At 40.9% G+C, this 13864-nt stretch carries 17 protein-coding genes and 3 pseudogenes; 4 read left to right on the top strand and 16 right to left on the bottom strand.

The genetic code is table 11. From position 1 onward, the window contains the following. Positions 1-462 precede the first annotated feature (462 nt). The 5 genes from F8S12_RS28425 to F8S12_RS28405 form a co-directional block, all read right to left on the bottom strand. Complete coding sequence (locus tag F8S12_RS28425; RefSeq protein ID WP_196519624.1) at positions 463-813, bottom strand: XisI protein; 351 nt, start codon at positions 811-813, stop codon at positions 463-465. Between the two features lie 48 nt (positions 814-861). Continuing rightward, positions 862-1338: a XisH family protein gene (locus tag F8S12_RS28420; protein WP_196519623.1), complete on the bottom strand. Its 477-nt coding sequence runs from the start codon at positions 1336-1338 to the stop codon at positions 862-864. A gap of 164 nt (positions 1339-1502) precedes the next feature. Then, complete coding sequence (locus F8S12_RS28415) at positions 1503-2300, bottom strand: dienelactone hydrolase family protein (protein ID WP_196519622.1); 798 nt, start codon at positions 2298-2300, stop codon at positions 1503-1505. 501 nt (positions 2301-2801) lie between these two features. Then, positions 2802-3740 carry an SDR family oxidoreductase gene (locus tag F8S12_RS28410; RefSeq protein WP_196519621.1) on the bottom strand — a complete coding sequence of 313 codons (939 nt, stop codon included), beginning with the start codon at positions 3738-3740 and terminating at the stop codon, positions 2802-2804. A gap of 60 nt (positions 3741-3800) precedes the next feature. Further along, complete coding sequence (locus tag F8S12_RS28405) at positions 3801-4520, bottom strand: DUF4386 domain-containing protein (protein ID WP_196519620.1); 720 nt, start codon at positions 4518-4520, stop codon at positions 3801-3803. A gap of 442 nt (positions 4521-4962) precedes the next feature. Between F8S12_RS28405 and F8S12_RS28400 the strand changes: the two genes are divergently transcribed. Further along, complete coding sequence (locus F8S12_RS28400; RefSeq protein WP_196519659.1) at positions 4963-5532, top strand: Uma2 family endonuclease; 570 nt, start codon at positions 4963-4965, stop codon at positions 5530-5532. A gap of 194 nt (positions 5533-5726) precedes the next feature. Here the strand turns inward: F8S12_RS28400 and F8S12_RS28395 are convergent. From F8S12_RS28395 to F8S12_RS28390, 3 genes and pseudogenes are all read right to left on the bottom strand, one after another. Continuing rightward, positions 5727-6063, bottom strand: a pseudogene (locus F8S12_RS28395) (XisI protein). Beyond that, positions 6051-6185, bottom strand: a complete 135-nt coding sequence (locus F8S12_RS41795) for a hypothetical protein (RefSeq protein WP_269144857.1) — start codon at positions 6183-6185, stop codon at positions 6051-6053. The pseudogene F8S12_RS28395 and the gene F8S12_RS41795 overlap by 13 nt, the downstream one beginning before the upstream one ends. 157 nt (positions 6186-6342) lie before the next feature. Continuing rightward, entirely contained in the window at positions 6343-6825 is a 483-nt protein-coding gene (locus F8S12_RS28390; RefSeq protein WP_196519619.1) for a HAMP domain-containing histidine kinase, read from the bottom strand. Positions 6826-7090: 265 nt separating this feature from the next. On the opposite strand from F8S12_RS28390, the gene F8S12_RS28385 reads away from it, so the two are divergent. After that, positions 7091-7630 carry a DUF2267 domain-containing protein gene (locus F8S12_RS28385; protein ID WP_196519618.1) on the top strand — a complete coding sequence of 180 codons (540 nt, stop codon included), beginning with the start codon at positions 7091-7093 and terminating at the stop codon, positions 7628-7630. A gap of 390 nt (positions 7631-8020) precedes the next feature. Here F8S12_RS28385 and F8S12_RS28380 read toward each other — a convergent pair whose 3' ends face one another. The 3 genes from F8S12_RS28380 to F8S12_RS28370 form a co-directional block, all read right to left on the bottom strand. Next, positions 8021-8299, bottom strand: coding sequence for a type II toxin-antitoxin system RelE family toxin (locus F8S12_RS28380; protein ID WP_196519617.1), 279 nt, complete (start codon positions 8297-8299; stop codon positions 8021-8023). Then, positions 8280-8492, bottom strand: coding sequence for a hypothetical protein (locus F8S12_RS28375; protein ID WP_196519616.1), 213 nt, complete (start codon positions 8490-8492; stop codon positions 8280-8282). The genes F8S12_RS28380 and F8S12_RS28375 overlap by 20 nt, the downstream gene beginning before the upstream one ends. Before the next feature lie 64 nt (positions 8493-8556). Beyond that, positions 8557-8721, bottom strand: coding sequence for a hypothetical protein (locus F8S12_RS28370; protein WP_196519615.1), 165 nt, complete (start codon positions 8719-8721; stop codon positions 8557-8559). Positions 8722-9061: 340 nt separating this feature from the next. On the opposite strand from F8S12_RS28370, the gene F8S12_RS28365 reads away from it, so the two are divergent. Beyond that, positions 9062-10516, top strand: coding sequence for a tellurite resistance TerB family protein (locus F8S12_RS28365; RefSeq protein WP_196519614.1), 1455 nt, complete (start codon positions 9062-9064; stop codon positions 10514-10516). Positions 10517-10697: 181 nt separating this feature from the next. Here F8S12_RS28365 and F8S12_RS28360 read toward each other — a convergent pair whose 3' ends face one another. From F8S12_RS28360 to F8S12_RS28340, 5 genes and pseudogenes are all read right to left on the bottom strand, one after another. Next, positions 10698-10958 carry a hypothetical protein gene (locus F8S12_RS28360; protein ID WP_196519613.1) on the bottom strand — a complete coding sequence of 87 codons (261 nt, stop codon included), beginning with the start codon at positions 10956-10958 and terminating at the stop codon, positions 10698-10700. 19 nt (positions 10959-10977) lie between these two features. Then, positions 10978-11133 (bottom strand): hypothetical protein, encoded by a 156-nt coding sequence (locus F8S12_RS28355; RefSeq protein ID WP_196519612.1) that lies wholly within the window; start codon positions 11131-11133, stop codon positions 10978-10980. Further along, positions 11120-11488, bottom strand: a complete 369-nt coding sequence (locus F8S12_RS28350) for a DUF5615 family PIN-like protein (RefSeq protein WP_196519611.1) — start codon at positions 11486-11488, stop codon at positions 11120-11122. Before F8S12_RS28350 ends, F8S12_RS28355 begins: the two co-directional genes overlap by 14 nt. Beyond that, entirely contained in the window at positions 11485-11769 is a 285-nt protein-coding gene (locus tag F8S12_RS28345) for a DUF433 domain-containing protein (protein WP_196519610.1), read from the bottom strand. The genes F8S12_RS28350 and F8S12_RS28345 overlap by 4 nt, the downstream gene beginning before the upstream one ends. Before the next feature lie 85 nt (positions 11770-11854). Continuing rightward, positions 11855-13196, bottom strand: a pseudogene (locus F8S12_RS28340) (site-specific integrase). 483 nt (positions 13197-13679) lie between these two features. On the opposite strand from F8S12_RS28340, the pseudogene F8S12_RS42480 reads away from it, so the two are divergent. After that, a pseudogene (locus tag F8S12_RS42480) lies at positions 13680-13847 on the top strand (nitrogenase molybdenum-iron protein alpha chain); the annotation flags it as partial. Positions 13848-13864 lie beyond the last annotated feature (17 nt).

Here is a 13864-nt window from a genome sequence, read left to right as displayed (position 1 = left end):
AATTCTTCAGTTCAACCCTTTTCTATATATTTGGTAATCACTTCCACATCGTTCATTGCAATCCTCTAGCCCTAGCTCATGTTTAATTATTCGGCGTTGCTGATTGAAAATATGGGCGTTGCTGAATTAGGTATGAAAATTAATGTTTTAAAATCTAAAATTTAAATTCTTCGCGCGGCAGTCACTCATGGGGGAAACCCCCATCGCTTTTAGCATCTCCCTTTGGGAGAAGACCGCGCTGCCTTGTCTTTGCGCGAAACAAAATTCATACTGCAATCAGCAACGCCAAAATATGAATTTGCCGGGCTACGCCCCGCTAACGCTAACACGCAGAGACGGACATGGTATAACTCAGTTTTGGTCATGCTATTAAAGTCAGACTTGATCACAAGAACCTCCAAAAACCATTGCGATAGATTTCTATAGTCAAATGCATAATTGTAGAATGTGATCTAAAGGAATCTATTCATTTGAGTTACCTACAGCAAACTCTGTATACTGCCTTACATGAGGTGCATGATATGCTATCACAATATCTTGCTTAGGCACTCCTTGACTCACAAGTTGATCTGCGATCGCATCCTCTGTTCCGTCATGTTGCACCCAAATTTTTCCATCCTTAATATCCACATGTAGCACACAACCGTAAATCCTGGTATTGCTATCTTTCCATCCCAGGTGTACAAGCTGATAGTGGTCTTCTGTAGTATCAAAAATAGTTTGACTTTCTACTGGATCACTCCCAGAACGCAACTTTGCCCGCGCTGTCAATAATCTCTGAATTAGTTGGCGATACAAATTTAGCTTATCCATTGTGCAATCTCCTGTTTTTCTGTGTCGTATACCAAAAGCGGAATTTGGTTACGCCCAATGACCGTTTGAATAAATGGATACTTGAAAAATCGGGCGTTGCTGAATCAAGGGATGAAATGTTATGTATTTAAATCTGAAACTCTTTATCCTCTCTGCGTCTCTGCGCCTCTGCGTGAGAAAAATCATCCCGTATTTATGCAACGCCAAAAATCGCTTATAAACGTCGAGGGGAACTGCCAAATACAGCCGTCGCTCTAGATCGTCATCTTCCAATGCAATGCGGTAATTAATAAATTGTCCAATTGCAGTATGAAACTCAGAAATCGTAGAGGCTGCCAAAAATGTTTTGATCTCAACTGCGATCTTTTGATCGCCCTTTGTCGCTGCTAGCAACTGTTCTGCACCCAAGTCGATGTAAAAATCAACAAACCCTAAATCAATGTGGTAAGGATCATGAGTAATTACCCACCCTTCATTCTCAAGAGCAGTCCTGACCAGTTGATGAAATGTATCTCTTGCAGACATCGTAGACAGCTAACCAGAAGGATAAAGTCTTTGCCTAAATTCTATCCTGCATCATACTTAAATAGCAGAAATCGTAGACACGAAATGGTTTGTCGTACCCTTCTCCTGTTGGAGACGCTACGCGCAGCGTCTCGTTGACGCTGCCTCATTTAGATGATCGAGTTTTATAAATTGTTTTTAAACAGTTCCATAACATGTTTCCAAGCATCAGGAGCAGCTTCGGGATTGTAACTTGGGTTCTGGGTGATGAATGGGTACTGGTCTTTAAAGAATCCGTGAAAGAATCCGTGTCCTGCGTCGTATCGGAATACACGATGATTTATGTTATGTTTCTTTAATTCTGCCTCAATTTGCTCGTTTTCCTCTTGCGAAATTAATACATCTCTTGTACCAAAGAACGCATAGATAGTACCTTTAATTTCCGAGGTGCGATTGATGGTTGGAGTGTTTTCACCATAACTAGCAGTGGTAATTCCACCACCGTAGAATGAAGCTGTTGCTTTGATGTCGGGTAAGGTTGCAGCCATATAAGCAACATGACCGCCAAAACAAAAACCAATAGCACCGATTGTATTATCTTTGACATTGGGTAAAGTTTTGAGGTATGCGATCGCAGCTTGAATATCGCTTAAAATTTCCTGATACTTTACTTGTTGATAGTATTGCAAGCCGAGTTGATAAGCTTCTGGGCTAAACCCAGCATCTTCTTGGCTATACTCAACCTCAAAACCGGGAGCAAGACGCTGATACAGGGCGGGTGCTATTGTTACATAACCTTGTTCAGCGATTAATTCGGTGATATCTCGAATATTACTGTTAACTCCAAAGATTTCTGGAAAAACTATAACCGCCCCAAAGCTTCCCTTTTTTGCTGGTTGAGCTAAGTAAGCATCGATTTCTAAGTCATTGTTAGGTACTTTGACATAGCAAGTGTTAATTTCGATGTTTGTTGTTTCTACCATCTTTGTTTCGGCTGATTTTATACCAACTCATTTAGTTTAAAGCACATATCTACAACCGTGAATCATGGGTAGGCGATCGCATCATCATCCTGCTGCTAGCATTATATGATCGATGCGATCGCACCAACTTTCCCAAAAGCCACTGCATATTTAGAAAGTTGGTGAAGTGAAACGATTGCCTCTAACTGAAGCATGTGTTTAGTTCGTAGTTTTCAGGTGTTGCATAAATACGGGATGATTTTATGGATTTTTCTTTGCGCCTTTGCGCGGCAGTCGCTACAACGGGGGGAACCCCCGCAACGCGCTGCCTTGCCTTTGCGTGAGATATTCATCCCTTAATTCAGCAATGCCCGTAGTTTTCAATTAGAGGCGCAACCGGATGGTTTTCATCTTCACCAACTTCATTAATAAGGCGATCAAGTATCTCAATTAAGCGCTCATATTCCTCAACTACAAGCATTCAAGCCTAAATCAGAAAAATTGATATTTTAATATGCCGCATCAATGATGACTTCGATACCACTCTAAGGTCTGGCGGATGGCTTCTCGCAGTGGCGTTGCCTGAGTGCCAAACATTTGAACATACTTGCTATGATCGACAACAAAAGGATTTTCAAACTCATACATCATCTCAACAGTCTCGCGCGCTTCGGGAATAAATAAACCCCCCAGCCACATCATAAACTTGCCCATTGAGTTAATTTTGGCGGGGTGTCCGGCTTCTTTAAAGGCGATTTCAAGAAACTGGCGTGTAGTGACCGTTTCCGGATTGGGGACGTGCCAAATTTGTCCCAATGCTTCGTCTCGTTCACCAAGAACAACCAATGCCTTGCCAAAATCGTTGATAAACGTGTAAGTGTGAAGCAAATCAATATTGCCTAAGCCAGATGCAGGTTTTCCTGCTAACACAGCTGGAAAAATTCGCTCTCCCATCACGGAACCTAGTACCTGCGGCCCAAAAAAATCTGATCCGCGTCCGATGGCAACTCGAATGCGATTCTTCCGATGAGCTTCGAGCAACGCTTCCGCCATGAGGGCGCGAGTGCCACCTTTGCGCGTGGTTGCGACATTGGGCAAATCTTCTCGCATGGGTTTGTTGACTAAGCCATACATGTAGAGATTATCGCCGACAATGAGTTTAGCATCATTAGCAGCAACACCATCCACGATCGCAGCTTGCAGCGCCGGAAATTTCTCTGCCCACTGGGTGTAAGCAGGTTGGGCGCACTGATAAACCACTGATGCATCTGCTGTTACGGCTTTTGTGCTTGCAGGGTCATAAGCATCAGCAGCAATAACTTCCACTTCATTGGGTACGACTGCTTGCCCACTGCGGTTTACCATGCGGATGCGTTTTTTCTGGGTAACTAATTCACGCATCACAGCTTGCCCCAACGGCCCAGTTCCAAAAATTACATGCAGTTCTTGATTCGGTGTCATACCTTATTTCCTATGTTGTCAACTTAAAGTGTTAGAGGTTTAACAATCAAGAAGATTGGATTAGTGAGCAACCTGTTTGGTGAGAGTTTGTGCCCGCCGTAACATTACAATGCCTGTTACTAAAAACCAAAGCTGCAACACACTAACTGACACTGAGATGAATGCTCCTAAGTCCACTCCCACAAGTTCAAACAACTGAACTGCCAACAGGGAGGCTGTTAGCAAGCCAAACAGTCCAATCCATCGAGGCAGGACTTGGGTTTGCAAAATGGTGATGGCAATAAGGATCAACCATAATGCGGCAAAGAAGCTCACGCCCAAAACTTCACCGATTCCGCCTGCATAGTCATTCAGCACAGTGTAAACGACAGCGATCGCGTTTCGTGTAGCATCTGACGTAGATGGATCAACGTAAAGTTTTGCTAATGCCGGCATCGCTACTAACCAGCGAATAATCCCCAAGGTGCGAGCAATCATCGAAGCCAACCCAAATCCAACTGCTAAATGCAGCAGTATGGGATTAGCTTTGTCTGTTTTAACAATTTGAGCGGTTAGCAGTGCGATCGGAAAGAAGAGAATGGAATAGAGCAGATAAAGCCCATAACCAATAAATACTGCTTGAGACTGATTAACCAGTTGTGGCAATACAACATTAGCAGGTTCGTTGAGACTTACGGGCCAGTTGATTGCTGCGCCAAGAATACCGACTGGCAAAAATAGGAGTAAACTTTCTGCAATCAGCAAAAAACCCGTTGTCCGATAGAGTGGTGCGGTTGACATCAAAACGCTTCCTTTCTGGATGACTGCTCAAACATCTGATCGCCAGATGTTTATATCAGGTTTACATCAAAGATAAACCCTTATGCTATGTCAAAGTCAAGCAGTTAGCCTATTAGATGTAATTTTGCAAAAAGTTAACATTAACACCGTGAGGGGCGATCAAGATTTGTATTTCCACCACCACAGGTTTATAAGGCGTTGCTGATTAATTGGATGAATTTTGTTTCGCGCAAAGGCAAGGCAGCGCGGTCTTCTCCCAAGGGGAGACGCTAAAAGCGATAGCGTAGCGTTAGCGAGTCTGCGTTCGCGTAGCGTCTCGTAGAGAGCGCCTAGGGGTTTCCCCCATGAGTGACTGCCGCGCAAAGACGCAAAGAATTTAAATTAAGGTGTACAGTTCTTTATAATATTGTTGTTCTATAGTGAATGCGATCGCCTACGACCTATGATTTCTACTATCTCGCGCCGCTACAGTTTAGATGAATATCGGGCGATCGAAGAAAAAGCCGAAGAACGCAGTGAATATCGAGATGGAGAAATTGTACCCATGCCCGGAGGAACCCTCAAACACAGCCGCATCGGTCGGAACATTTTGACCTATTTTACTTCTGTGCTGCGCGATACTCAATTCGAGCCAATTAACAGCGATTTACGGCTGTGGATTCCCGAATATCAACGCGGAGTATATCCAGACGTAATGATTTTTAACGGCGAACCGCAACTAAATGCTAATCGCTTCGATGAAGTCTTGAATCCCACGCTGATTGTTGAAGTCTTATCTCCTTCCACCGCAGATTACGACCGACAAAATAAATTTCGGATGTATCGCTCAATTGAAAGTTTTAGCGAATATTTATTAGTCGAGCAAGATGAACCTTTTGTTGAACGCTATAGCAAGCAAGCTCAAGGTTGGTTGCTCAGTGATTTTAGCGGCTTAGAGCTATCTATTTCTTTGGATTCAATTAGTATTGAATTGCCGATGGCAGAAATTTATCGCGGCGTTGTTTTTGAGTAAAATAGCTCTGGTTTTTTGCGACAACGCACGCTAGTACCGCTTTGCGTAATTCGTAATTCGTAATTCGTAATTCGTAATTAAGTTTTAGCAAGGGTTTCAGACATTACAAATGGGTGGCTTATTTACGCCATACTGTACTAGGGGAGGGATGCGTATTAAACAGAGGTTTTCCTGTCATTATTTGTTTGACAAATTTATGCTACACCATATTGCGTATATTGACGCAGGTAAGATGGCTGTAGTCCCAAAACAATATCCTCTCTAGGTACTCCCATCTCAGTCAAACCTTCAGCAATTTGAATATCCGTCATATTATGCTGAATCCATATCTTTTCATTTTTGATATCTATAATGTATCGCACAATTATAAATTCGGTCATATCCATCCCAACCAATCTCTAGAATCTGGTAATGATCTCGCGCCGTATCAAATATCAATTGGATTTCAACATCTTCTTCTGAAGGTTTGTAACTGCCATACTTTGTTAGTAAATTCTGAATATATTCACGATATTGCTCTAGTTTTGCCATTGCACAATCACCTCAACTTTTGGATCGTAAACTATCAACTTAACTTGATACTCTTGTACTGAAGTTTGGGCAAAGTTCCGGCTAAACTGTCTTTTGCAGACACGAACAGAACCAGAACTCAATACCTTATAATACCGAACTATTGTCAATCAATGCAATAACGCACCCTACAGAAGGAATGCGATCAAACTACATACATCTCTATGCGATCGCCTGCTAATATAATGAAGGTGCATTGCGCTTTGCGACTCCTACTTGCGAAGGGAAAGGTGCGATCGCTCATCTTTGCCGCATCGGAATTTCAATGACAAACTCACTGCCTTCTCCAGGAACAGAAACACAAGATAGCTTACCACCATGCCGTTCCAATGCATCAATTGCATTCGCCAACAGATTCAGCAACACCTGATTCAGTTCTCCAGCATAGCATTCAACCTGGGGCAGACTGCCATAGTCTCTCACTACTCGAATTTCTGAGCGTTTATCAGTAGCGTTGAAACGATGCTGCAAAATCATTACTGTGCTATCAATTAGTTTGAAAACAGTACTGACTCGCTGTCCTCGTTCAGTAATGTATTTCTCTAACTGCTTCTTAGTCTGTACTTCCAAATTAGAAATGACGTGAAAGTAGCTCACACCCGTAGAAATCAATATAACCCCTGCTACTCGCAGCGTCATATTCAGCAGGGTTTTGCGTGTGAGTGATGTCTTGGCGGTCGAGTCATACCGGAGCAGCGATTTTAGAGAAGACAGCTTGAACATAAGCCGGGAACTAAATTTAATTTTTCTTTGCTAATAGAATGCCCATATTTGTGCCGATCATTTGGGCATCAATGCGATCGCTTACGGGAGCATCTGAGTTGCAATGTGAGATAATTTACCAACAGATAGTAAAACGCAGGTGTTGTTTATCCGTTAAATTTCTAACTTTTGAATAGATGGCATCTCAAACTTCTGGACGATACTAAGGGTTTTTGATTTGTGTAATCTTAGATAAAGTAAGCATAAACACTCAAAATTAATAACGATGCCCGATCAAACATTTAGAAATAACATTCCAGAAATTGACCCAACAGAGATTGAAGATACTCGAACTGCGATCGCTGAGGAATATCGCTCGTTTCTAGAAAAGGTTTTAGTCAAAGGCGGATTTGCGGATTTGTATGACGCAAGAGACTTTTCCGAAGTTGTGTTTCGCGTCATCCGCGACTTAATGACCACGGACACAATTGATCGCGTTGAGGCAGAACTACATACAGAGGCTGTGTCTACAGATGAAAAAGCACTTCAGTTTGAAGTGGCTGACCTCTGGAAAGACACCAATCCCATTGTGAGATTTTTGAGTCGAATCCGTCAACCTTTAACAGGCCCGGCTCCCCTTGGAATTGATTCCAATCTATTTCTCACGCGGGTTGCTAATGAAGGAGGACTTCCAGGAACAGTTAAGGTAGAGCAGGCAATTAAAGCGGTGTTTTCTGCTACCAAAGACGAACTTTCCCCAGAGCGGATTCAAGAAATCGCTGGCTGTTTGCCTGACCGTATCCGTGAGCTTTGGGAGCAAGCTTAATTATAAGTCTTCTCGTTCCCATGCAGAGCATGGGAATGGCTGATTAAGGGTTGCTGCCTCCAGTCAGACATTGAGCCAGAGACTCAATGAATGCGTTCTCAGCCGGCAGCCCAAGAACGAGGAACTGTTGACTTTTATTTTCAAACTTATATTATCTAAGGATTCCTGTAAATCTGTTTCTGAGCTAGCAAGAGCGTTTCGTTTGCACATCCTCTGGTAGAGAAGAAAAGCGGCTTGTAGTAGACATCGCTCTTCTCCTCATCTCAAACAAAGCGTACAGGCTACTTAGTTGAACCAATAGCAGTTTTAACTGCAATAACTGCAAGCATAATTATTATATTTTGCTGCGGCGAGAAGCTCAGATAACATCTAAACTTACTAAAATAGTCCTTATTTATAAACATTTCCTCTCATGCCAATGGTGTAAATTTCAATTTCACCCAAATCAATATTAACTGTAAAGATAATTCTGGTTTTACCAATACGCAGTCTATAAAATCCTTCCCAATCTCCCTTCATTTTTTTAATGTCAAGTTCTGTGAACGGAATAATCGCCTGTTCCTCAACAAAAATCAGCAGTTGCTTGAGTTGCTCTTGAATTTTAGCAGTATCTTCAATATTTGCCTTTTCTAAAAACTTAATTGCATTTTTACGGAATTTGATTGCCATATCTGACCCATTCTGTCATATCAACTGATTCCTCTTTTTCATAGTCTGATGGTGAACCAAACATTTCATTCAGTTCTGCTTGTTCTTCATCACTCACATAGGGTATGAGAACTTGACAAAGTAACATTCTCTCTTCTCGCAAAACTTCCCGTATGCTCTCTTTAATTAATGCTTTAAGTTCCTGAATTTCCATTAGTCTTTTTCTTGAGAATACAAAAAATATAGCATTTCCAAACTGCTCCCATTTAAAGCGTATATCAAAAATCCTGAATCAGCCCCATATCAATCTCAGCTGTAATGCTAATACTTCCGTTGCGCGTTCCCCGCAGGGGTTGCCGCAGGCATCGCTCGGTAATTGCCGCTATAATTTCTACATCAGTTATTGCAGCAATAAATACTTTATTGTTGAGAGCCGAGACCATTGGATCTCTTTGCGATCGCACACGCTACAAATATATCTGAAAATATTAGCAGGGAATAATCTATATTTCTGTAGGGTGCGTCAGCATTAATTCCTTTTCATCATGCAATAGGTTACTTAGGCTGACGCACCCTACTTGCGATCGCGGTGTAACAAAAACCATTGAAAATTTGCCGAAATTCTCTGATGACGATCAATACGCATCTTTTTTAAAGTAAAGAATATTACCGTGCTATATGACAAGGTGTATATCATGGCTTGTAGAAAAAGAACCTCACAAGTATTACCACGTCGTTGGTCTGGCTCAAACTAACTAAATAAATTCTCTTAGGTAATTTGCTATGCCCATCATTCTTCCCTTTGTAATTCAGACTGTTTTACCCGTCCTCACCACCATTTTTGCTCTTTTGATTCCTGTATTGGTTGCTGTTATCAATTTCACCTTGACTCGTATCCCTAAAATTCCTTCGTATATTCGCCTGATAAAAATTTTGTATTCTGATATTGATTCATCTGCCAAAGAACGCAAAATTATTAACGCGGCACTTCTGGCAATTGGTAGTATTTTGACTTTTATGGCTTATTCCCTTATACCTTGGACTGGTGTTCCCTTAATTGGTGCTATTACCAGTCCTATTGCAGCTGCGATCGCCATTGTGGTCGCCCTGACAGTTTTAGACACGATTTTTGCTATGAATAAAGGTTATTATCTGGAACGACTTAAAAAAGAGAATTTTGCTGGACTACATGAAATAGAAGACGATATTCAGAATTTGAAAAGCATTTTTGGCAATTCATGGCATAAAGTTGTAACTACTATTAATGATTCCACCAAGAAAATATATGAAGATGGTAGTAAACGCGGCATCAACTTTACTGATAAATCTTTTCAGAACTACCTTAACCATGAATTAGATGGATTAAATGTATATATTGCTAGAAGCTCAATTAAAGAGTATCAAGATTTAAATGCAGATTTATCAAGCCAAAATAACAGTGATACTTGGTTAAAAGATACAGCCTATTTTGGCACAGGTGCAGCTTTGGGGACATTGGCTGGTGCTGGAGCTTCAGCCGTTGCCTCATCAGTATTTGTGCCAGGCAGTATTTTGACAGCTGTACAAGGCTTTTTTGGAATATCAACGGGTATAGTTGTCGGTGCATCAACATACACATTACTAACGCTTGCGGCTCCTGTCGGGCTGGGAGTACTGGCAACTGTCGGAATTTACAGTGGTTTGACGAACTGGAGTAGTAAAGAAGAAGCTGCCAAAAAAAGTAAGTTTTTATCAGAAATTATTATTGCTGCGTTACCAATGGCTTGGATAGACGGTGAATTAGCTGACCAGGAGAAAGATACAGTAGATAGGTTGATAACTACCTCCGGTATTAGAAAGGAAGAGCAATCTCTGGTTTGGAAAGCTATAAAAGAACGCAAAACTTTTGACCAAATTATAGAAACAAGTATTCTTTTCGACAATGAACATCGAGAAAAAACTTGTAGCCAAAGCGATTATGAGCGGCTGAAGCATCGCTTAATATTGTGTGCGGCTTGGGAAATTGCCATTGCTGATGGAAAAATCCAGGGGTCAGAATTGCAACTTCATAACCGTATGGCAGATAAGCTAGCTATTTCTCGTGACGAGGTGAAGGAAATTCGTCGGGTACTCAACCTTAAGCACGAGCGCGAACTTTTAGAAGTGGCAGAAGTATTAGAGCCAAATGGTTCAAAGACCAAGTTATTAAGAAGTGTTCGTGAACAATATCGTCTGCGACCAGCTGCTGATAATCTGTAATACTAATACTTCCACTGTGCGATCGCCTCGTAATTGCCGCTATAATTTCCACATCAGTTATTGCAGCAATAAATACCTCATTGTTAACAGTCAGATCAAATAACCCCAAAACCCAAACTGATCCAGTTTCATTAATATAACGCTTGACCAATGCGCTACTGTCTATGAAATAGATTGCCATTTAACGGCGTTCCTCAATGATAGTTTCAGAAACAGGCTTTCCCTCAGGTGGATCACCTTCCCAACTACCTATTACTTCTTCAACAAACTTATGAGAGTATCCTAGTTCTGACGGCGTTTTGGTTGCAGACTGTGAGGATTTTTCTATAATAGGTTGAAAGACAATCACTACATCTAATTCTTGGTTGGCAATTTCAGCCGGAAGCTGGATTTGCAGAATTCCATCATTACCAATGTACGTTCTAATTCTAATGCTTTCCATAATCTGACCTCCTAGCTTATTATATTATCAGTAGTTGAGCAAGTTTATCTGCTTTGAATTGATTGCGTGTTATTGTCACATCTGTAATGCTAATACTTCCATTGCGCGATCGCCTGCTAATTGCCGCTATAATTTCCACAATAGCGATCGCACTACTATATTTATATTCCTCCATGATAAGCACTGAGAAATACCAATTGATTTATCATATCTTCGGCTGACTTAGTTGCCATCAGCTTGAGTACTCTTCGCATTTGTTCACCAATCGAGTAATCCTGCGATGAAATTATAATCCCTGCATGACTTTGTTTCTCTTCTATGTGGATACTGTGCAACTGGCAAAAGTCACCAACATTGAATGTGTATAAAACTCTTTGCAGTTCAGTTGCTAAAGTCAGTTGTTCCTTATCGCTAGAACTGATCGTTTGAACCTCACCAACACTTGTAATATCTACTCCCCTTGCTCTCAATGCTTTGATAAATCGTTGATCCATTGAGTCTTCATCAAAAAATAATCGAATTGGACTCATATTGCTTGCTCCATTTCTGTAGCTAACCGCTTATAATCTGCTTTTTCAGCAGAAATATACGCCTCAATTTCCTCTCGATTAGCGTGATAATAAGTTAAAGCGGCATAAACCTGTACGAGATTTACATTTCCCATGCGTTCAGCAATTTCTTCTGCATTCAGCCCAAGTTTGTACCAAGCTGTGATGCGTTGAACAGAAACTCTAGTACCAGCGATGCGAGGACGACCCCCTAGAGTTTCAGGTGAGTTAACAATCAGTGTTCCAATGTCAGTAACCGACATAAATATTTTAATGGGTTTATTGTGATGATTTTTCACTCATAAATCATAGCAAATTATCTAAAATTGGTATGATTTATCAGTAAATTTAACTTTGTTTATAAACTATTTCCATTTTCAACTTTTCAATCTCTAATCTAAACTTATCATTCTCTATCCTCAACTTTGCATTCTCTTCCCTAATCAACTCAACTTCATTCCTCTTACTCAACGCCTGATTAATTGCCAACTTCCGCATATCTAGCGAAAACCAACGCTGATAAGTTTGAGTATGAACCTGCACACTATGCCCTAAATTATCCGCCGCCGCTTTAATTGGTATTCCTAAAGTATGCGCTCGAATTGCCCAAGCGTGACGTAAATCATAAGGTTTAAAATCCAATCCTATCTTACGAAACCACCAACTAACTCGCTGTGTTAATGCCGTGATATCCGCATGATTAGTATTATCTTTTTTAGCGATCGCACCCCTTAACATCTCTAAATATTTAGGATTTCTCAAATCAAAATCCTCAATCCATTGCCTATGTAATGGTAATGCTTCTCTATCACCAGTTTTACAATCTTTATGGACTTTCCATGTCAAATCTAAATTTTCTTGACTCAACCACCAATCAATATCAGGATTAATAAAAAGTTCCCGTGGACGTAAACCAAAAACTGCTAACATTCCATAAGTCCAGCGCCAAAGTTGCCAGCTATCTTGAACATTTTGATTAACTTGATTACCTCTGCTATGAAGATAATCTTCAAACTTAACAAACCCCTCATATATTTCCGCATCGGTCGGTATATTTCGAGAATTATTCTCCGGCATTTTGGAATATTTAGATAAATCGATTTTAATTTTAAATGTAAAGCAAAATGCAGCTATAGCTCTGGCTGCATTATACTTAGCCCATTCCTGATCAATTTGTTCAATTGAAGTGATTAGGTTTTGGGCGATCGCTAAATCTTTGGCATTAGTAAATCGTTTAGTTCGGGAAAAGTAATAAAAAAAAGTATGTTCGCTTTTAGTAGTTCGTTTATGAGTTTTAAAATACTCAGTTTCAAATTCTTCAAGTAATTCTCCTATTGTTTTAAAATCTTTTCTAATCGCCTCATTGCCTAAATATTTATCATTCCATTCAAAGGTTTTACGCGCGATTAACTTCCCCAACTCATAAGCTTCTTCCTCAGCCGTCTTGAGTCCATCCAAGTTAGCAGGAATATTCAAACTGAGATTATATTGCTTTCTCCCAGTTCCGCTACTGTCCTTGTCTCCCGGTTTAATTGGTAATGTCGCCCGTAATTGCAGACTTCCATTTGATTCTCTAATTGTCACTTTTGCTTTTGCAGACTTCAAACGCAGATTAACTTTCTCTAATTCAAGTAGTACTTTCGTTCTCATCGTGCGCTCTTTGTTGCTGTGATTGCAGAGATGAACACAAACACCAGGCGAATAGAATTTGTAGCTACACAAGCAAAACAATACGGTTCGGTTAATATGTTTGGCTCTCGGAGATCCCCCCAACCCCCCTTTTTAAGGGGGGCTTTTTTCCTCCTTTACCCCATTTTTAAGGGGGTCGCCACAGGCGGGGGGATCTTATCCAAACCGTATTGACAAGCAAAACCCGCTCCAAAGTTCTGATCTAACGAAGCTTTATCTCTGCGCGGGTTAACTTATGCTACTGCTACGCCTACAAACGCTTAATTTTTCCCTAATACGCGTAGACGGACTACGTTTGTGTAGCTGCGATTTCTAATCGCCCTGGCTCAAGACAACATTTAAATGATGCGTGAGTCCTGAACCTGATTATGCATCACTGTGTTTTTAGCCTATATTTAGTCTAAAAATAAATGTGTTATCAGCAAACAATGTTTATCGCTGACATTGCTTACTGCAAACATTAGGCTATTTAGAGCTATTGAACCACCAAAAGGATTACTCCGGTCCATATCACGGTTATGACGGCTTCGCCATCTTTGCACGCGACATGGACTTGGCACTCAACAGCCCAACCTGGGCATTAATTGGCGCTCCTTGGAATGAAAAAGCTCAGGCTAAGAAGGCTGAAGCTAAGGCTAAGGCTGCCGTCTAGGGAAATGAGAGAAAAAG

Source organism: Nostoc sp. WHI (assembly GCF_015714725.1).
Lineage (GTDB): Bacteria > Cyanobacteriota > Cyanobacteriia > Cyanobacteriales > Nostocaceae > Nostoc.
Note: the sequence above shows the minus strand (reverse complement) of the source record. Positions and strands in the feature narration are given on the sequence as shown.

Bases quoted from the DNA above. Each gene is read 5' to 3' on its own strand.
- F8S12_RS28375 (WP_196519616.1), bottom strand. From the start codon at position 8,492: ATGGAAATTCAGGAACTTAAAGCATTAATTAAAGAGAGCATACGGGAA.
- F8S12_RS28390 (WP_196519619.1), bottom strand. From the start codon at position 6,825: ATGTTCAAGCTGTCTTCTCTAAAATCGCTGCTCCGGTATGACTCGACC.
- F8S12_RS28415 (WP_196519622.1), bottom strand. From the start codon at position 2,300: ATGGTAGAAACAACAAACATCGAAATTAACACTTGCTATGTCAAAGTA.
- F8S12_RS28355 (WP_196519612.1), bottom strand. From the start codon at position 11,133: ATGGAGGAATATAAATATAGTAGTGCGATCGCTATTGTGGAAATTATA.
- F8S12_RS28360 (WP_196519613.1), bottom strand. From the start codon at position 10,958: ATGGAAAGCATTAGAATTAGAACGTACATTGGTAATGATGGAATTCTG.
- F8S12_RS28385 (WP_196519618.1), top strand. From the start codon at position 7,091: ATGCCCGATCAAACATTTAGAAATAACATTCCAGAAATTGACCCAACA.
- F8S12_RS28425 (WP_196519624.1), bottom strand. From the start codon at position 813: ATGGATAAGCTAAATTTGTATCGCCAACTAATTCAGAGATTATTGACA.
- F8S12_RS28350 (WP_196519611.1), bottom strand. From the start codon at position 11,488: ATGAGTCCAATTCGATTATTTTTTGATGAAGACTCAATGGATCAACGA.
- F8S12_RS28410 (WP_196519621.1), bottom strand. From the start codon at position 3,740: ATGACACCGAATCAAGAACTGCATGTAATTTTTGGAACTGGGCCGTTG.
- F8S12_RS28370 (WP_196519615.1), bottom strand. From the start codon at position 8,721: ATGGTCTCGGCTCTCAACAATAAAGTATTTATTGCTGCAATAACTGAT.
- F8S12_RS28345 (WP_196519610.1), bottom strand. From the start codon at position 11,769: ATGTCGGTTACTGACATTGGAACACTGATTGTTAACTCACCTGAAACT.
- F8S12_RS28365 (WP_196519614.1), top strand. From the start codon at position 9,062: ATGCCCATCATTCTTCCCTTTGTAATTCAGACTGTTTTACCCGTCCTC.
- F8S12_RS28380 (WP_196519617.1), bottom strand. From the start codon at position 8,299: ATGGCAATCAAATTCCGTAAAAATGCAATTAAGTTTTTAGAAAAGGCA.
- F8S12_RS28420 (WP_196519623.1), bottom strand. From the start codon at position 1,338: ATGTCTGCAAGAGATACATTTCATCAACTGGTCAGGACTGCTCTTGAG.
- F8S12_RS28400 (WP_196519659.1), top strand. From the start codon at position 4,963: ATGATTTCTACTATCTCGCGCCGCTACAGTTTAGATGAATATCGGGCG.
- F8S12_RS28405 (WP_196519620.1), bottom strand. From the start codon at position 4,520: ATGTCAACCGCACCACTCTATCGGACAACGGGTTTTTTGCTGATTGCA.